Below are 16,820 nucleotides of genomic sequence, written 5' to 3'. Positions count from 1 at the left end.
TCCCAGAAAGCCCTTTAAGTGTTCCAACAGTTGGGGGAGGAACGATACACAGTGTGCCGGTCGCTACCCTTGCTTACAAATTCATATTAATGCTGGTTGAGTGCATTTATTTTGAAGTAGAAGTCAGGCGATCCTGGCGCGCAACCAAGGTTGCTGGGCAATGGGCAAGCTGCAGGATTGTCCTCGGCCCATCGGAAAGTAAGTAAAACCTTTGTCCGCCATGCGGTCCGGGTCATACAGGTTGCGGCCATCAAAAATCACGGGTGCCTTCAGGCGCTGCCGGATCAATTGGAAATCAGGCGCCTTGAACGACTGCCATTCGGTGCAGATGATCAACGCATCCGAGCCTGCCAGCACGGACTCAGGCGTGCCCATCAGCATCAGTTTCGATTCGTTGGGGTAAAGCAACTGAGTCTGTTGCATCGCTTCGGGATCGAACGCCCGGACGCTGGCCCCGGCCGCCCATAGGGCCTCCAGCAGCGTGCGACTCGGGGCGTCGCGCATGTCGTCGGTGTTGGGCTTGAAGGCCAAGCCCCACAGCGCAAAGGTCTTGCCACGCAGATCGCCCTGGTAGAACGCCTTGATGCGTTCGAACAGCTTGTGTTTCTGCCGCAGATTGATGGTTTCCACCGCTTGCAGCAGGTCACTGGAGCAACGCGCCTGCTCTGCGGTGTGGATCAAGGCGCGCATGTCCTTGGGAAAGCACGAGCCGCCGTAGCCGCACCCCGGATAAATGAAGTGGTAGCCGATGCGTGAATCGGCGCCGATGCCTTGGCGCACCGACTCGATGTCGGCACCGAGGTGTTCGGCCAGCTCGGCGATCTGGTTGATGAAGCTGATCTTGGTCGCCAGCATGCCGTTGGCCGCGTATTTGGTCAGCTCGGCGCTGCGCACATCCATGAACAGGATCCGGTCATGATTGCGGTTGAATGGTGCGTACAGTTCGCGCATGGTTTCGCGCACTTCTTCACGCTCGCAGCCGATCACGATGCGATCAGGACGCCGGCAATCGGCCACGGCGGAGCCTTCCTTGAGAAATTCCGGGTTGGAGACAATATCGAACTGCAGCAGGCGCCCGGCCTTGAGCAGGCATTTGTCGATGTGTGCGCGCAAGATATCGCCCGTGCCCACCGGCACGGTGGACTTTTCCACGACCACCAGCGATTGCTCGCCGTAGCGTGCCACGGCCTCACCGACGGCAAGGACTTGGCGAAGATCTGCCGAGCCGTCTTCCCTGGACGGCGTGCCGACGGCGATGAACAGGACCTGCCCATGCTTGACGGCAACCTGCTCGTCGCTGGTAAAACGCAAGCGCCCGGCATCGAGTCCCTCGCGCACCAGCGTCGCCAGGCCGGGTTCGAAAATGCTGACCTGGCCTTGGCGCAAGTGCTCGATCTTTTTTTCGTCGATGTCCATGCACACCACGTCATGGCCGACTTCGGCCAACACAACGGCTTGTACCAATCCAACGTAACCACTGCCGAACACGCTGATCTTCATGGCAAACTCCCTGGACCATCCCGAGCCGCCGCACCCGGCGGTACACCGTGGTGCGCTTGTTTCAGGATAGGGAGGGGATGTTGCAGTTCACTGACAGCCTGTAGCGGCCGCATCCGCCGCCAACCGGTACTGAGCGGGCAATTGCGCGACGAACTCGTCGACCACTTCCCGGGTCAGGCTGACGATATCCTCGACCCGTTCCATCCCGGCGCCGGTGCGCCAGCTCGCGACGATGTCCATCACCGAGGGCAGCGGCACGCCGTCCACCAGCCTCAATGTGCCCTGGGTCAGTTCGCCTTGGACCAGCGCTGCGGGCATGGCGCCGATGCCGAAGCCGTCGCGCACCAGGCGCGTGATGGCCGACGCCGAGTTCACGCAATTGATGCGTGGCGAGACGATATTGGCCGAGTGCAGCAGGTTGAGGATGTCCTGGTGCGGCCGGGAGTTGCGCGAAAAGGTCACGATGCGTTCCTGGGACAGATCGTCCAGCGATGCATAGTCACGGTCATAGGCTGAGCCGGTGCGCACCACCCAATGCATCGGATAACGGGTCAGGAGGGTGTTGCGCACGCTGTCGAGGCGCAGGATATCGGTCTGGAAGATGATGTCCTGATAACCCTTTTCCAACTGCGAGCACAGGTTGCTCGCAGTGTCGGCCGACAGCTCGATTTCCAGCGCCGGGTAGCATTCCATCAGGCGTGTCACCAACGGGCTGAGCCAGGTGTGGATCACCGTGTCCATCGCGCCGATGCGAATCCGCCCTCGTACTTGGCGCGGATCCTTGATCACCGCCTTCATGCTCTGCATGGTGTCCATGATGCGCTCGGCATATTCGAGCACCCGTTGGCCTTCGGACGTCAGCGACACGCCTTTGGGGTCGCGCACGAACAGGCGCACGCCCATTTCATCTTCCAGGGCGGCGATCCGGCTGGAAATGGACGCTTGGGTGGTGAAGAGCTTTTCCGCTGTGAGCCGGAAGCTTTTCAGCCGGGCAACCCAGACAAAGGTTTCCAGGAACTTGATGTTCATGTCGTGCCGCTCCTCGAAACGGAAAGCCAGGAAAACCGCAGGGAAATCAAACCGGTCAGCCCCATCTGGCTGACAGGTATTGGATCACGTCTTGAAGCTTGGTTGAGTCCGGCACCGTGTCCATGGCGGCCTGGACGCTGCACCATGGATAGGCCAAGCGCGACACCCAGTCCATGACCGCCGGCAGATCGGTTGCCGGCAGGGTGCTCATGTGTTCGATAGTAATGGTGAGTCCCCCGACCAACCACGACTGGGGGATGAACCGCCAGTGATACCGGCCGCAACCCACCCGGACTTCACCGCTGTGCTTGTCAGACATGGCAACCAACCATCGACACTGGAACGCCTCGGTGCTGGTCTCGGCGCTGGTCTCGAGAGGAGCGTCCAGGCAAAACGTGTAGACGTTCTCGAAGGTCTGGTTGAATCGGCTGACCAGCACATCACCGATGGCGCCACGGCCTTCGACGTGATCCGGGAACGAAATGGACCCGGTGCGGACCACCATGTCCAAGGTGGCGTCATCGGTAAAAGCCTGGGCCAGCAGGTGAGGGCGGTTGCCGTCCTTGGCGCGGATGTACTGCTCGATAGATCGTCGCGGGCTGTCCATCAAATCTCCTTGTGGTTGAGGCGTCACAGTGCGCTGTTCCAGAGGTCCGTTACCAGCATGCAGCCCGGCGCGTGGGTGATACACAGCGGCGGACGCGAAGCCTGGACCACCGATTGCGGCGTCACGCCACAGGCCCAGAACACTGGTATCTCATCGCTTTCGACCGGTACTGCATCACCGTAATCCGGCGCGTCCAGCGAGCGAATACCGATCAGTGCCGGGTCCCCGATGTGTACCGGGGCGCCGTGGACGTTGGGCATGCGCCCGGTGATCTGGATCGCCTGGATCGCCGCTGCGGCCTTCATCGGGCGCATGGTCACGACCATTTTGCCAGACAGTCGCGCGGTGGGGCGTGTGTCGATGTTGGTGCGGAACATGGCAACGTTGCGACCCAACTCGATGTGCCTCAACCGTAAGCCGGCCTCAAGCAACGGCTGCTCGAAAGAAAAGGAGCAGCCGAGGGCGAACGTCACCAAGTCATCGCGCCAAAGGTGTTCGATGTCCGAGGGCTCTTCATTCAACTCGCCGTGGTCGAAGACCCGGTAGCGCGGCACTTCGTGGCGGATATCGATGGGAGCGCCCAGGTTGCGCAGGACAGGATCGCCCGGTTCTGTGACGTCAAGCACGGGACAAGCCTGGCGATTGAGTGTGCAGTAGCGCAGGAATTCGTCGGCCCAATCCCCAGGCAAGATGACGATATTGGCTTGCACCCGACCCTGGCCCAGGCCGCTGGTGTGGCCGTCGTATCGACCGGCCGCAATGTTCTGGCGCAAGGCCTGCGGTGAACATTGCTGCAGTTGTTCGAATGTCAGGGCTGATGAATCCATCGTGGGGGCTCCATTGGTTCTTGTTAGAGATCCCTTTGTAGAAAACCCGGGCGACGGCGTCCAACAAGGAAAGTTGCTACCCCCTGACAAGTAAAAGTTATTCGACCTTCAATAGCCCCGGCGCCGCCACCATGCGCAGCGGCCCGACGTCCGTGGCGTATTGGCAAACCACCTGTCGACTCATCTGCACGATGCTCTCGATCAATTCCAGCCCCACGCCCGCGCGCCACGATGCAACGACATCGAGCTGGGGCAGAGGCGCACCGGGCTCCAGCTGAATCAACTCGCCACGGGCCAGCGGCTTGGCCACCAGCGCCGCCGGCAACGCGCCGATGCCGAAACCGTCGCGTATCAGTCGGGTCATGGCCGAGACCGAATTGACGCAACTGACCCTCGGCGTACCGACGCCATGGGCATACAGCAGGTTGAGCACATCCTGGTGCGGTCGCGATTGCTTGACGAAAGTGATGATGCGTTCGCTCGCCATTTCCGTCAGCGAGGCATAGGGTCGGGCGTAAATCGATTGGCTGGCGGCGATCCAGTGCATCGGGTAATGCCCCAATTCCAGATTGCGCACGCTTTCATGGCGGACCAGGTCGGTCTGGAAAGCGATGTCCAGGTAACCTTTTTGCAGTTGATCGCAGAGGTTGCGCGCCGCGTCGGCGGTGATTTCGATCTCAACGGCGGGGAATGCCTGCATCAGCATCGACATCAATGGGCTGAGCCAAGTGTGGATCACCGTGTCCATCACACCGATGCGCACCAGGCCCTGCTGCGGGGTGCTTTTGTCCAACGACTGTTTCAGGGCGCGCTGGACTTCGAGCATCTGTTCCGCGTACTCGAGCACCTTGATGCCTTCCGGCGTCAATGAAACACCCCGCGAATCACGCACGAACAGGCGCAGGCCCAACTCGTCTTCCAGCGACGCGATCCGACTGGAAATCGCGGCCTGGGTGCTGAACATCTTTTCGGCGGTCAGGCTGAAGCTTTGCAGGCGAGCAACCCAGACGAAGGTTTCGAGAAACTTGAGGTTCATGGTGGTTCTCTTGGCGTTTATCGTTCTTATGGTTGCAATTGTTACTCCAGGTCGAGGCTCGACGCGCATCAAATTTTCTTATGTCCGCGCCTGATTTTTTCCCGTTTGACGCTGGACCGCATCAATGCGAAGAATCCGCCCCACGACGCACCCTGCAGTGCGTCGCCCCCAACAGACACTGCCCCAAACAATAAGCGAGGCGCGTACGCCGTCCCCGAAGGGATCGTTCGCGCCCATAAAAAGGAGCACGCCATGCCCCGTTTCATCGACACCCGTTGGAGCCGTTCGCCCGTCGGTCCGTTGCTCGGCCTGGGCCTGATCGGCGCACCGATCGCCCACGCCGATTTCATTGGCGACAGCAAGGCCAGCCTGGAAGCCCGCAACTTCTATTTCAACCGCGATTTCAGGCAAGAGGGCGCTCGGGACAAAGCCGAGGAGTGGGCCCAAGGGTTCTTGTTGCGCATGGAGTCGGGGTACACGGCCGGCACCTTGGGTTTTGGCCTGGACGCCTTGGCCATGGCCGGTTTCAAACTGGACTCGGGCGGTGGCACCGCCGGCACCAATCTTTTGCCGGCGGACCGGTCCGGCGGCTCCCAGGATCGCTACGGAGAAGTCGGCCTGACGGCGAAGATGCGCTTGTCCAACAGCACGTTGAAAGCCGGAACGCTGCAGATCAAGGACCCGGTGGTCAATTCCAACGACACGCGCCTGCTGCCGGGCACCTTCAAGGGCGGACTGTTGAATGTGCAGGAAATCGACCGTCTGAAGCTCACCGCCGGGCAGCTCACCCAAATCAATTTTGTCGACTCCACCGACTATCAGGACATGACCGCCAATCGAATCGGCGGCACCAGCGACAAATTCCAGCTCGCCGGGGCGGACTACCAATTCCTGCCCAACCTCACGGCGCAATACCGCTACGGCAAGCTTGAGGATATCTACCAGCAGAACTACCTCGGCTTCATCCATACCCTGGACCTGGGCAACGGCCAGTCATTGAAAAGTGACGTGCGCTATTCGCGCAGCGCTGAGGATGGCAGTTTCCGTGCGATTGACAACCAGGCATTCGGCGCGCTGTTCACCTATAGCCTCGCCGGCCACGCGTTCGGCCTGGGCTATCAGCGCATGAGCGGCGACGATCCGTTCCCCTACATCTCCCGCAGCGACCCGTACTTGGTCAACTTCGTGCAGATCGGCGATTTCGCCAACATCGACGAGCGCTCCTGGCAAGCCCGCTACGACTACAATTTCGCCGCCATCGGTGTGCCGGGCCTGACCTTCATGACCCGTTACATCAGCGGCGACAACGTGCAGCGCGCCGCGCCGGGAGAGGGCCAGGAATGGGAGCGCAACACCGACATTGCCTACGTGGTGCAGGACGGCACCTTGAAGGGGCTGGGTTTGAAATGGCGCAACGCAACGGTGCGCTCGAACTTCGGCAATGACCTGGATGAGAACCGGTTGATCGTCAGCTATACGATGGCGTTGTGGTGAACCCCTTGACGGTCAAGCCTTGACCCAGCGCTGACGACTCCAACTGCTCAACGTATCGACGGTGAAGACCAGCAGCAACATCGCCAGGATCACCGTGCTGCCTTGGGCCTCCTGGAACAGGCTGAGGCTGACGTAAAGCATCTGGCCCAGGCCGCCGGCGCCGACGAAACCCAGGACGCTGGCCATGCGGATGTTGTTTTCCCAGCGGTATAAGGTGTAGGCCAGCAGTTGCGGCATCAGGTTGGGCAACGTGCCGTAGCAGAAGGCCGAGAGGGCGCTGCCACCCTGGAGGCGGATGGCGTCGGCGGGTTGCGACGGGGTGTTTTCCAAGGCTTCGGCAAACAACCGGCCGAGAACGCCGACGGTGTGCAGGGCCAGCGCCAGCGTACCGGCATTGGGGCCAAGCCCGGCGGCAAGCACCATCAGCGCGGCCCAAACCAGCTCCGGAACCGCGCGCAGGGCGTTCAACAACAGGCGCGATGCGCTCTGCAACGGCCAGCCAAGGCGCCCGGCGGTGGGCAGCGCCAAGGCCAATCCCAACACCGCCGCGAGCAGGGTGCCGAGGGCGGACATGGCGATGGTTTCCAGCGCGCCATGGCCGATCGCTTTCAGGTAGGCGGGGCTCAGGTCAGGCGTCAGGAAACGCTGGGCATACGCGGCCATCTGCTTGAGGTTCGAGTGCTCGCCGAGGACGGCCAGGTCGATACCCAGATAGATGAACGACGCCACCACCGCTGCGCCGATGCCCAGAAGCAGTAGCGCGTTGAACAGGCGATTCATGCCAACCTCCAGCGCAGCACGCGACTGAGCTGGTCGGCGAGCAGCACCAACGCCAGGAACGTCAACAGCAGGCTCGCGACTTCACCGCCGGCGAACATGCGCAACGACAGGTCCATCTGTTGGCCCAGCCCGCCAGCCCCGACGAAGCCCATCACCACCGAGGCGCGGATGGCGCATTCCCAGCGGTACACCGTGTATGAGAGCAACTCGGCGGCGACGTTGGGCAGGATGCCGTAGCAGAACGCGGCGAGCCGACCGCTGCCGGCCTGCATCAGCGCGTGAGCCGGGCGCTGGTCGACGGATTCGAAGATTTCCGCGTAGACCTTGCCCAGCATGCCGCTGTAGGTGATCGCAATGGCAAGCACCCCGGCCGTCGGTCCGAGGCCGACGGCACGGACGAACAGCAAGGCCCAGACGATCTCCGGCACGCTGCGCAGGAAAATCAGCAGCGCGCGGACCGGCCAACGCAACCATTGGCCCCAATAGCCGGGCCTGCCAGCGCGGTACGCGGCAGACAACGACAACGCCCGGCTGGCGAGCAGGCTGGCGGGAACGGCCAACAGCAGGGCCAAGGCCATGCCAGCGGTGGCAATGGCGAGCGTCTGCAGCGTGGCTTGCAGCAGCAGTTCGATAAACGTTTCGTCATGGGCCGGTGGCCAGAACGCGGCGACGAACCGGCCCATCTCGCTCTGGCTATCGCTGGCCAGCAGCACTCCAAGGTCCAGTTCGCTGAAATGGATACCCGGCCACAACAGGGCAACGGCCAGCAGGCCAAGGAGCAGGCGAGGGCGGGCGGCGGGGTCCCGAGCGTCACGCTTCAGCATCGCGGAATCTGCACGCTCGAAGGTGGTGGCGGGCTCGACAGCGACTCCAGCTGCTCGTTGGCATAAAGGATATCGAGCTGCCGGCGGTCGACCGCTTCGGTCGGTAAGTCGAAGAGTACCTGGCCGTCACGCAAACCGATGATCCGGGAAAAGTGCGCAAGCGCCAGGTCCACCGCATGCAGGCTGGTCACCAGGGTGACCTGATGTTCCCGGGCATGCTGGCAAAGCACCGAGAGCGTGTGCTCGGCGAGCACCGGGTCCATCGCCGATACCGGCTCATCCGCCAGCAACACCTCGGGTGCCTGGTACAGCACGCGGGCGATGCCGACGCGTTGCAACTGTCCACCGGACAGTTGCTGGCATTGCACGAACAGCTTTTCGCCCAGGTCCAGGCGCGCCAAGGCCGCGCGTGCCCCGGGAATATCCAGCGGGTGGAGCAGGTTCAGCAGGCTCTTGCCGATACCCCATTGCCCCAGCTTGCCGGCCAGTACCGCTGTGATCACGCGTTGGCGCGGGGGCAGGGGAGGCGCTTGATGAATCAGCCCGATGCGCGAGCGCAGGCGTTGACGCTGGCGCGCCGACAGTTGCCAGACCCGCTCGCCCAGCACGTCAACCTCACCGCTACCAGGACGCAGCGCGGTGGCAAGGACGTTGAGCAGGCTGGACTTGCCGGCGCCGGACGGTCCGATGATCGCGACCTGTTCCCCCGCACGCAGGTGCAGGTCCACACCGCGCAGCGCCTGGGCGCCGTTGACATGGACGACGCTGGCCTGGGTCAGGCGCAATGTCATTTGAGCAGTTCGGCGGCGCGTGCGGCTTCTTCGATGCCCTTGTAGTTTTCGGGCGTGGTTTCGATGAAGCGGCTAGCGGCTTGCAGATCCAGGATCTCCTTGTCTTTCGGGTTCGCCGGATCGAGTGCCAGGAACGCAGCCTTGATCTTCGCCGCCAGCGCTGGATCCAGGGTACCGCGCACCGTCCAGTTGTAGTCGAAATACGCCGGGGTAGTGGCGAATACCTTGACCTTGCTGGTGTCGACCTTGCCGGCGGCGACCAGTTTGTCCCAGACGCTGGCGTTGAGCACGCCGGCATCGACCTTGCCGGCCTGGACCCAGGCCGCGGTCGCGTCATGGGCGCCCGAATAGCCAACACGGCTGAAGTAGGTTTCCGGCTTGATGCCGTCCTTGAGCATGAAGTAGCGCGGCATCAGGCTGCCCGAGGTGGACGAGATCGAACCGAAGGCGAAGCTCTTGCCCTTGAGGTCGGCAAGGGATTTGACGGCCGGGTCGGCAGTGATGAATTTACTGGTGAACTGCGCGTCCTGTTCACGTTGCACCAGCGGAATGGCGTTGCCGGTCTTCAGGCGGGCCTGGACGAAGGTGAAGCCGCCCAGCCAGGCCAGGTCGATCCTGTCGGTGGCCAGCGCCTCGACCACGGCGGGATAGTCGCTCACGGGCACGAACTCGACTTTCATGCCGATCTGCTGCTCCAGGTAGGCACCCAGTGGCTTGAACTTGCGCAGCAGTTCGGTCGGCGCCTCGTCGGGAATCGCGCTGACTTTCAGAGTGTCGGCAGCCTGCGCCAGGACAGCGCTTACAGTCAGGGTAAAACCGACGGCCAGTGCCAGGGAACGCTTGAGCATGAAAATCTCCGGTGCATGGAAGCATGAATATTCAAGCGCCAGGCGTTCGTGCCGGGCGCGTTGTGAGGGTAGACGAGTGGGGGCGATTTTGATCGTTTCCGGTGATCAGGTAAATCTTTATAGTCGCTTGCCCCCATCCTATTTCTGGAGCATCAACATCATGCTCAGCGCCGAGCTGAAGTCTTTCCACATGGTTGCTCGCCTGGCCAGCGTGACCCAGGCGGCCAAGAAGCTGGGGCTCAGCCAGCCGACGGTGACCACGCAGATCCGCAACCTGGAAGCCCAGTATGGCGTCGAACTGTTCTTTCGCGGCGGTCGGCGCCTGACCCTCAGCGACGAAGGCGCGCAGTTGTTGCCGATGGTGCAGAAGCTGTTGCAACAGGAAGCCGACATCGAGTTTTTCCTGCGCAACAGCGGCCAGGTGCAAGGCACGCTGCGAATTGGCGCCACGGCGCCGTACTACGTGCTCGATATCATCAAGGGCTTTCGCGATCAGTTTCCCCTGTGTGAGGTGACCCTTGAAATCGGCAACTCTCTGCAGGTCATCGAGGCGCTGGAGGAGTACCGCGTGGACCTGGCCGCGTCCTCGCAACTGGTCGAAGACGCTCGCCTGACCCGATTGGTATTGGGCCACGACCCGCTCGTCGTGGCGATGCACCGCAGCCACCCGCTGGCGAGCCACGATCGTGTGGCACCCGGTGCATTGGCCGGGCACTGCCTATTGATGCGGGAAAAAGGCTCGACCACCCGGGCGCTCACCACAACCTTGCTGCGCGAAGCCGGCGTGGCGACAGGGCCACTGTTGGAAATTGGCAGTCGCGAGTCGATTCGCGAAGCGGTCCTGCGCAACATCGGCATCAGCATCATCGCCCGTCATGAAGTGCCGGAGAATCCGCAGCTCAAAGTGGTGGAGCTGGAAGGCGCGCCGCTGATCGCCGAGTACCTTTATTGCCTCAAGGAGCGCCGCCAGGCCCGGCTGCCGTCGGCGTTCCTGGGCCTGGCCCGAGAGAAGGCTGCGTCCTGAGCCCGCTACGCAAATTTGCCGATGGCACTATCGGCAGCTTTTAGCCAACTGCAATCAAGCCTTCGTACTGCCTGCCTACCATGACCCACGTCGAGCCAACCGCTCATCGAGGTGACGTCATGACAAGCACACGCTCCGTAGACATGCAGATACGCGACATCCAAAAAGGCTTCGGTGCCTTCAAGGCGCTGGATGGCGTGTCGCTGGACATCGCCGCAGGTGAACTGGTTTGCCTGCTCGGGCCATCCGGCTGCGGCAAGACCACGTTGCTGCGCTGCATTGCCGGCCTGGAGCGGCAGGATCACGGGACCATCATGATCGGCGCGCGGGATGTCTCCAGCCTGGCGCCGCAAGCGCGAGACTACGGCATCCTGTTCCAATCCTACGCACTGTTCCCCAATCTCACGGTGGAGCAGAACGTCGGTTACGGCTTGGCGGGCAACAACCGCGAGACGATTCGCGGACGGGTCAACGAGATGCTCGACCTTGTCGGGCTGTGTGGCAGCGAGAAGAAATACCCCGGTCAACTCTCCGGCGGCCAGCAGCAGCGGGTGGCACTTGCGCGTGCCTTGGCCCCGGCGCCCTCGCTGTTGCTGCTCGACGAACCGATGTCAGCCCTCGATGCGCGGGTGCGTGAGCATCTATGTACGGAGTTGCGCGGGCTGCAAAAACGCCTGGGCATCACCACGTTGATGGTCACTCACAACCAGGACGAGGCGATGCTGATGGCCGACCGGATCGCGGTGATCAACCAGGGCCGCGTCGAACAATTCGCCAGTGCACAACAAATCTACCGCGCGCCGGCGACAGCCTTCGTGGCCGATTTCATTGGCCAGGGCAACTGGCTGCCGTTCGAGCGGGGCCAGGATGGGCAGGTGCGGGTTGGCAATCTGAACCTCACCGTGCAAGGTAATGACATCCATCCTCGCGGGCGTCTGTTCTGCCGTCCGGAAGCGGTGCGGATCAATCCCTCGACACCTGAAGCCAATCTGTTCGACGCGCAACTGCGGGAGCTGACGTTCCTCGGCAATCGTTGCCGCCTGAGCTTCGAACTCGACGCGCTGCCAGGCCATGGTTTGCTGGCTGAGTTGGAACCGCACGCCATGCCCGCGTTGAGTGGCGCGCAAATGAGCGTTGCGCTGCCGCCCCATTGCCTGCAGGTGTTCGCTTGATATGGACATCACGATGACCCTCAAGCCGGCCGTGTTTCAACCGCGACAGGTGACCGGTGATTTCGCCGATCGCCTGTTTGTTCGCGGCGGCCAATGGTTGCTGCTGATGTTGCTGGTGGTGGCAGTCCTGTTGCCGCTGCTTTCCATGTTGTGGCGTGCCTTCAGTGGTGATGCGAGCCAGGGCGGGGGGCTGGATGCGGCGCTGGCGTTGTTCGCCAGTGCGAATTTCCGTTGGCTGTTGGGTAACAGCCTGACGGCTTCCATGACCGTTGCGATGATCGTGGTGCCGCTGGCTTACGCGTTCGCCTATGCCTTGCAGCGCACCTGCATCGCCGCAAAGCCTTTATGGCGGGGCATTTCGCTGCTGCCGCTGCTGGCCCCGTCGATGCTGCCGGGAATCGCGCTGATCTACCTGTTCGGTAACCAGGGACTGCTGCGTGACCTCATGGCTGAAAACATCTACGGATTCTGGGGCATTGTCCTCGGACAGGCGATCTACACCTTTCCCCATGCACTGATGGTGTTGATGTCGGCATTGGCGCTGGCGGATGCGCGGCTGTTCGATGCGGCGTCGAGCATGGGCGCGTCTCCTTGGCGGGCGTTTCGCAGCATCACCTGGCCCGGTAGCCGGCAGGGTGTATTCGCCGCCTTCTGCCTGGTGTTCACCCTGTGCATCACCGACTTCGGCGTGCCGGTGACCGTTGGCGGTGACTATCAGGTATTGGCCCTGGAAGCCTATAAAGCGGTGGTTGGCCAGCAGCAATTCGGACGCGGGGCGCTGATCGGCTTGGTCCTGTTGCTGCCAGCCGTGCTCAGTTTCGCGGTGGACGTGTGGCTGCGCCGTAGTCAGCGCGATGCCATGGGCGGCCGTGCCCAGGTCTATCACCCTCGACCGTCAGCCGGGCGGGATGCGTTTTTCCTGGGCCTGACGGCTATGGTTTGCTGCGTGCTGCTCGGTGTGTTCGGCATGGCCGTGTACGCCTCATTGGTGCAGTTCTGGCCCTATGATTTGTCCTTGTCGTTGGACAACTATGGCTTTTCCGAGCTACCCGGCGGCTGGCTGGCCTATCGCAACAGTCTGCTTCTGGCGGTGTGCAGTGCCTTGTTCGGCAGCCTGCTGATCTTCACCGGTGCCTACCTGATCGAGAAAACCCGACAGACCGCGCTGACCCGAATCCTGCGGCTGCTCAGTTTTGTGCCAATGGCCGTCCCCGGCCTGGTGCTGGGCCTGGGCTACGTGTTCTTTTTCAATCTGCCGGGCAATCCGCTCGGCAATCTGTACGGCAGCCTGGCGCTGCTGGTGGTCTGCACCGTCGCTCATTTCCTGACCACCGCACAGATGACGGCCAGCGCGGCCCTGCGTCAGCTCGACGATGAATTCGAGGCTGCCGCCCTCGCACTCAAGGTGCCGTTGGCGCGGCACTTCGTGCGGGTGACCCTACCGATGTGCCTGCCGGCGCTGCTGGACATCATCCGCTATCTGTTCGTCTCGGCAATGACCACGGTCTCGGCTGCGATCTTCCTCTATAGCCCCGACAGCGTGCTGGCCGCAGTGGCGGTCTTGAACATGGACGACGCCGGCAACGTCGGCGGTGCCGCCGCAATGTCGACCCTGATTCTGCTGACTTCGGCCAGCGTCTCGCTGCTGCTTGCCGCGCTCTCGCGGCGCCTGCTGCGTAGCTCCCAGGCCTGGCGCCAGCCGGCGCCGGGTCTTTGAAATATCCCTTGGAGATTCTGATGCACTACCAGACGCCAACTCACCTGCAAGCGGCCATCCTTGATTGGGCGGGCACCGTGGTGGACTTCGGTTCGTTCGCCCCGACGCGGATCTTCGTTGAAGCCTTCGCCAGTTTCGATATCGAGATCAGCCTGGAGGAAGCCCGTGGCCCCATGGGCATGGGCAAGTGGGACCATATTCGTACCCTGTGCAATCAACCGGCGGTGGCCGAACGTTTTGTGCGCCGGTTCGGCCGTGCGCCGAGCGATGACGACGTGACGGCCATCTACCAACGCTTCATGCCGATGCAGATCGCCAAGGTCGCTGAGCACTCGGACCTGATCCCCGGCGCGCTCGAGAGCATTGCCGCACTGCGCCAACGTGGCCTGAAGATCGGCAGTTGCTCCGGTTACCCCCGGCTGGTGATGGACAAGGTCGTGGAATTGGCCGCGACCAAGGGCTACCGCCCAGACCACGTGGTCGCCACCGACGATGTGCCCAGAGGCCGGCCAAGCCCGGCGCAGGCGTTGGCCAATGTGATCGCCCTGGGCCTGGACGATGTTGCCGGTTGTGTAAAGGTCGATGACACCGAGCCCGGCATCCTCGAAGGCCGCAGGGCAGGGATGTGGACGGTGGCGCTGCGTTTTTCCGGCAACTTCCTTGGGCTCGACTGGGACCGGTTCCAGGCCCTGTCGACAGAACAGCTGGCGGCCGAGCGCACGCGCATCGACGGTCTGTTTGCCCCGAGCCGCCCGCATTACCTGATCGACACGATTGCCGATTTGCCTGCTGTGATCGACGACATCAACACCCGACTGGCCCGCGGCGCACTGCCGTCCCACGCCTGAAAGCCCCACTGACCGATACGGAGCCGTACCATGTCCAAACGCACTGCCTTGGCCGCCGGCCTGCTGGCCGCCTGTGCTTTCCAAGCCCACGCCAATACCGAACTGACGGTCTATACCGCCCTCGAAGTCGAACAACTCAAGGCTTACAAGCAAGCCTTCGAGCAGCAGAACCCGGACATCGAGATCAAATGGGTACGCGACTCCACCGGCATCGTCACTGCCAAGTTGCTGGCGGAAAAGGATCGTCCGCAAGCCGATGTGGTCTGGGGACTTGCCGGCTCCAGCCTGGCGATTCTCAAGCAACAAGGCCTGCTGGACGCCTACAGCCCGGCCAACCTGGGACAGATTTCCGCCCAGTACCGTGACGCCGACACGCCGCCGACCTGGGTCGGCATGGACGTCTGGGCCGCCTCCATCTGCTTCAATACGGTGGAAGCGCAGAAGCTCGGGCTGCCCAAACCCACCCGTTGGGAAGACCTCGCCAACCCGGTGTACCAAGGCAAAGTCGTGATGCCCAATCCCGCATCGTCGGGCACCGGTTACCTGGATGTCAGCGCCTGGCTGCAGACGTTCGGCGAAGCCAAGGGCTGGGTCTACATGGACAAGCTGCACGCCAACATCGGCCAGTACACGCATTCCGGCTCCAAGCCGTGCAAGTTGGCGGCCGCGGGCGAGTTCCCCATCGGCATTTCATTCGAATACCCGGCGATCCAACTCAAGCGCAAAGGCGCGCCGCTGGACATCGTGTTGCCCGCTGAGGGCCTGGGCTGGGAGATCGAAGCTACCGCCATCGTCAAGGGCACCCGCAATCTGGCAGCGGCCAAGAAACTCGCCGACTTCTCGGCCAGCCGCGAGGCCATGGAGCTGTACAAGGCCAACTTCGCCGTCCTGGCGCAACCGGGCATCGCCGAACGCTTGCCGGAGCTGCCGGCGGATTATGAACAGCGCCTGATCCGCAATGATTTCAACTGGGCTTCGGAGAACCGCGACAGGATCCTGGCCGAGTGGCGCAAGCGTTACGACGGTAAATCCGAACCGGTCGCCAAATAACCGGTCGCCTCGTTTTCCCCGGGCCCGGCGGTGTCATGCGGGCCTCATCTGATATTTCGATTACCAAGGAGTTTTCATGTCTGAGCACGACTGCGACCTGCTGGTCGTTGGCGCGGGTATTCTCGGCCTGGCCCACGCCTGGGCCGGTGCCAAGCGCGGCCTGAAGGTCAAGGTGTTCGAGCGCAGCCATACGCCGCTGGGTGCCTCGATTCGCAATTTCGGCCAAGCCCTGGTCGGCGGCCAGGCGCCGGGCATCATGCTGGACCTGGCGCGTGAGGCAAACGGTCTGTGGAAGCGCCTCGGCCAGGCGGCTGGATTGCACCTGCATCAGCAAGGTTCGCTGCTGTTTGCCCGGACGGAAGCCGAAGAGGCGTTGCTCGAAGCGTTCGTGAACGGGCGAGGCGCGGCCCTGGGCTATCGCACCGAATTGCTGCGCGGCGATGCGTTGGGGGCATTGTACGACGGTCGCTTTACCCACCACCGCGCTGCGCTGCTCGGCCTCGATGATCAACAGTTGTACTCCCGCGAGGCGATACCGCAGATCGTCGATTATCTGGCCCGGGCGCTGGGCGTCGAATTCCACTTCTCGACCTTGGTCCGCGACGTCGAGCCCCATCGTGCGCTGACCAGTGCCGGACGCTTCACCGCGCGGCACATCGTCGTGTGCTCGGGCCATGACTACCAGACGCTGCTGGCCGAGCCACTCGCCGCGCTTGAACCGCAGGTGTGCGGCCTGCAGATGCTCCGTGTGCGCCCACGCCGGCCCTTGGCCTTGCGACATGCGCTGCTGACAGGATTGAGCTGCGTGCACTATGGCGCGTTTGCCGACCTGCCCGAAGCGGATGCGATCCGCACGCAGATCCGTACGCACCAACCGGAACTTGAAACCCATGGGGTGCATCTGCTCATCAGCCCGACACCTCATGGCGACCTGATCATTGGCGATTCCCATGTCTATGGCAGCGATATCTCACCGTTCAATGGCGAACAGGTGGATCGTATTCTGATCGATCTGGCGCAGCACACCTTGGGTGGCGAAATCGACGTATTGGAGCGCTGGCAAGGCGTCTATGGCGCGCGCGGGCCTGGGCCGTTCAGTGTTGTTGAAGCGGCGCAGGGGGTCACTGCGGTGTTGATGCACACCGGATTGGGGATGAGTGTCGGCTTGGCGTTGGGCGAACGCACGATCGCCGCTGTGCTGGGCGAACCCGGAACGCAAAGCACAGCGGCTTGACCTGCCGTGGTTCGAAACCGGCGCCCGGCCTGGGCAGGG

Annotated in this window: 16 protein-coding genes; 7 read left to right on the top strand and 9 right to left on the bottom strand. The window is 62.6% G+C overall.

The window, feature by feature from the left end; translation table 11 throughout:
• Positions 1-123: 123 nt before the first annotated feature.
• The 5 genes from J3P79_RS13510 to J3P79_RS13490 form a co-directional block, all read right to left on the bottom strand.
• Entirely contained in the window at positions 124-1,500 is a 1,377-nt protein-coding gene (locus J3P79_RS13510; protein WP_434603178.1) for a UDP-glucose dehydrogenase family protein, read from the bottom strand.
• An 87-nt stretch (positions 1,501-1,587) separates the two neighbouring features.
• Entirely contained in the window at positions 1,588-2,529 is a 942-nt protein-coding gene (locus J3P79_RS13505; RefSeq protein WP_434603176.1) for a LysR family transcriptional regulator, read from the bottom strand.
• Positions 2,530-2,584: 55 nt separating this feature from the next.
• Positions 2,585-3,136, bottom strand: a complete 552-nt coding sequence (locus J3P79_RS13500) for a nuclear transport factor 2 family protein (RefSeq protein WP_434603174.1) — start codon at positions 3,134-3,136, stop codon at positions 2,585-2,587.
• Positions 3,137-3,159: 23 nt separating this feature from the next.
• Positions 3,160-3,963 carry a putative hydro-lyase gene (locus J3P79_RS13495; RefSeq protein WP_434603172.1) on the bottom strand — a complete coding sequence of 268 codons (804 nt, stop codon included), beginning with the start codon at positions 3,961-3,963 and terminating at the stop codon, positions 3,160-3,162.
• 97 nt (positions 3,964-4,060) lie between these two features.
• The gene (locus J3P79_RS13490) at positions 4,061-4,999 is read right to left on the bottom strand and encodes a LysR family transcriptional regulator (protein WP_434603170.1); all 939 of its coding nucleotides are present in this window, start codon (positions 4,997-4,999) and stop codon (positions 4,061-4,063) included.
• A gap of 252 nt (positions 5,000-5,251) precedes the next feature.
• On the opposite strand from J3P79_RS13490, the gene J3P79_RS13485 reads away from it, so the two are divergent.
• A complete protein-coding gene (locus J3P79_RS13485) occupies positions 5,252-6,493 on the top strand; it encodes an OprD family porin (RefSeq protein WP_434603168.1) in 1,242 nt (413 codons plus the stop codon).
• A gap of 12 nt (positions 6,494-6,505) precedes the next feature.
• Here J3P79_RS13485 and phnE read toward each other — a convergent pair whose 3' ends face one another.
• From phnE to J3P79_RS13465, 4 genes are read right to left on the bottom strand one after another with little or no spacing between them, the layout of a single operon-like run.
• Positions 6,506-7,273 carry a phosphonate ABC transporter, permease protein PhnE gene (gene phnE, locus J3P79_RS13480; protein ID WP_434603166.1) on the bottom strand — a complete coding sequence of 256 codons (768 nt, stop codon included), beginning with the start codon at positions 7,271-7,273 and terminating at the stop codon, positions 6,506-6,508.
• Positions 7,270-8,097 (bottom strand): PhnE/PtxC family ABC transporter permease, encoded by an 828-nt coding sequence (locus tag J3P79_RS13475; protein WP_434603164.1) that lies wholly within the window; start codon positions 8,095-8,097, stop codon positions 7,270-7,272. Before J3P79_RS13475 ends, phnE begins: the two co-directional genes overlap by 4 nt.
• The gene (locus J3P79_RS13470; RefSeq protein WP_434603162.1) at positions 8,091-8,888 is read right to left on the bottom strand and encodes a phosphonate ABC transporter ATP-binding protein; all 798 of its coding nucleotides are present in this window, start codon (positions 8,886-8,888) and stop codon (positions 8,091-8,093) included. The genes J3P79_RS13475 and J3P79_RS13470 overlap by 7 nt, the downstream gene beginning before the upstream one ends.
• A complete protein-coding gene (locus J3P79_RS13465) occupies positions 8,885-9,736 on the bottom strand; it encodes a putative selenate ABC transporter substrate-binding protein (RefSeq protein WP_434603160.1) in 852 nt (283 codons plus the stop codon). The genes J3P79_RS13470 and J3P79_RS13465 overlap by 4 nt, the downstream gene beginning before the upstream one ends.
• A gap of 160 nt (positions 9,737-9,896) precedes the next feature.
• Here J3P79_RS13465 and J3P79_RS13460 point away from each other — a divergent pair, with 160 nt between their 5' ends.
• The 6 genes from J3P79_RS13460 to J3P79_RS13435 all read left to right on the top strand — a co-directional run bounded on the left by J3P79_RS13460 (position 9,897) and on the right by J3P79_RS13435 (position 16,781).
• The gene (locus J3P79_RS13460; RefSeq protein ID WP_434603158.1) at positions 9,897-10,760 is read left to right on the top strand and encodes a LysR substrate-binding domain-containing protein; all 864 of its coding nucleotides are present in this window, start codon (positions 9,897-9,899) and stop codon (positions 10,758-10,760) included.
• 119 nt (positions 10,761-10,879) lie between these two features.
• The gene (locus J3P79_RS13455) at positions 10,880-11,932 is read left to right on the top strand and encodes a putative 2-aminoethylphosphonate ABC transporter ATP-binding protein (RefSeq protein ID WP_434603156.1); all 1,053 of its coding nucleotides are present in this window, start codon (positions 10,880-10,882) and stop codon (positions 11,930-11,932) included.
• A 13-nt stretch (positions 11,933-11,945) separates the two neighbouring features.
• Positions 11,946-13,649 (top strand): putative 2-aminoethylphosphonate ABC transporter permease subunit, encoded by a 1,704-nt coding sequence (locus tag J3P79_RS13450; protein WP_434611463.1) that lies wholly within the window; start codon positions 11,946-11,948, stop codon positions 13,647-13,649.
• Positions 13,650-13,669: 20 nt separating this feature from the next.
• Positions 13,670-14,497: a phosphonoacetaldehyde hydrolase gene (gene phnX / locus J3P79_RS13445; RefSeq protein ID WP_434603154.1), complete on the top strand. Its 828-nt coding sequence runs from the start codon at positions 13,670-13,672 to the stop codon at positions 14,495-14,497.
• Positions 14,498-14,527: 30 nt separating this feature from the next.
• Positions 14,528-15,547, top strand: coding sequence for a putative 2-aminoethylphosphonate ABC transporter substrate-binding protein (locus tag J3P79_RS13440; RefSeq protein ID WP_434603152.1), 1,020 nt, complete (start codon positions 14,528-14,530; stop codon positions 15,545-15,547).
• 76 nt (positions 15,548-15,623) lie between these two features.
• Complete coding sequence (locus J3P79_RS13435; protein ID WP_434603150.1) at positions 15,624-16,781, top strand: TIGR03364 family FAD-dependent oxidoreductase; 1,158 nt, start codon at positions 15,624-15,626, stop codon at positions 16,779-16,781.
• The last annotated feature ends 39 nt before the right edge of the window (positions 16,782-16,820 follow it).

The organism is Pseudomonas sp. R1-7 (assembly GCF_051132105.1).
In the GTDB taxonomy this organism is placed as follows: Bacteria; Pseudomonadota; Gammaproteobacteria; order Pseudomonadales; family Pseudomonadaceae; genus Aquipseudomonas.
The sequence above is the reverse complement of the archived record's forward strand: the minus strand, read 5'-3'. Positions and strand labels throughout refer to the sequence as shown.

What these genes read in the sequence shown, in the direction of transcription:
- phnX (WP_434603154.1), top strand. Translation starts at nt 13,670, where the DNA reads ATGCACTACCAGACGCCAACTCACCTGCAAGCGGCCATCCTTGATTGG.
- J3P79_RS13485 (WP_434603168.1), top strand. Translation starts at nt 5,252, where the DNA reads ATGCCCCGTTTCATCGACACCCGTTGGAGCCGTTCGCCCGTCGGTCCG.
- J3P79_RS13495 (WP_434603172.1), bottom strand. Translation starts at nt 3,963, where the DNA reads ATGGATTCATCAGCCCTGACATTCGAACAACTGCAGCAATGTTCACCG.
- J3P79_RS13440 (WP_434603152.1), top strand. Translation starts at nt 14,528, where the DNA reads ATGTCCAAACGCACTGCCTTGGCCGCCGGCCTGCTGGCCGCCTGTGCT.
- J3P79_RS13470 (WP_434603162.1), bottom strand. Translation starts at nt 8,888, where the DNA reads ATGACATTGCGCCTGACCCAGGCCAGCGTCGTCCATGTCAACGGCGCC.
- J3P79_RS13455 (WP_434603156.1), top strand. Translation starts at nt 10,880, where the DNA reads ATGACAAGCACACGCTCCGTAGACATGCAGATACGCGACATCCAAAAA.
- J3P79_RS13450 (WP_434611463.1), top strand. Translation starts at nt 11,946, where the DNA reads ATGACCCTCAAGCCGGCCGTGTTTCAACCGCGACAGGTGACCGGTGAT.
- J3P79_RS13505 (WP_434603176.1), bottom strand. Translation starts at nt 2,529, where the DNA reads ATGAACATCAAGTTCCTGGAAACCTTTGTCTGGGTTGCCCGGCTGAAA.
- J3P79_RS13435 (WP_434603150.1), top strand. Translation starts at nt 15,624, where the DNA reads ATGTCTGAGCACGACTGCGACCTGCTGGTCGTTGGCGCGGGTATTCTC.
- J3P79_RS13510 (WP_434603178.1), bottom strand. Translation starts at nt 1,500, where the DNA reads ATGAAGATCAGCGTGTTCGGCAGTGGTTACGTTGGATTGGTACAAGCC.
- J3P79_RS13490 (WP_434603170.1), bottom strand. Translation starts at nt 4,999, where the DNA reads ATGAACCTCAAGTTTCTCGAAACCTTCGTCTGGGTTGCTCGCCTGCAA.
- J3P79_RS13475 (WP_434603164.1), bottom strand. Translation starts at nt 8,097, where the DNA reads ATGCTGAAGCGTGACGCTCGGGACCCCGCCGCCCGCCCTCGCCTGCTC.
- J3P79_RS13500 (WP_434603174.1), bottom strand. Translation starts at nt 3,136, where the DNA reads ATGGACAGCCCGCGACGATCTATCGAGCAGTACATCCGCGCCAAGGAC.
- J3P79_RS13465 (WP_434603160.1), bottom strand. Translation starts at nt 9,736, where the DNA reads ATGCTCAAGCGTTCCCTGGCACTGGCCGTCGGTTTTACCCTGACTGTA.
- J3P79_RS13460 (WP_434603158.1), top strand. Translation starts at nt 9,897, where the DNA reads ATGCTCAGCGCCGAGCTGAAGTCTTTCCACATGGTTGCTCGCCTGGCC.
- phnE (WP_434603166.1), bottom strand. Translation starts at nt 7,273, where the DNA reads ATGAATCGCCTGTTCAACGCGCTACTGCTTCTGGGCATCGGCGCAGCG.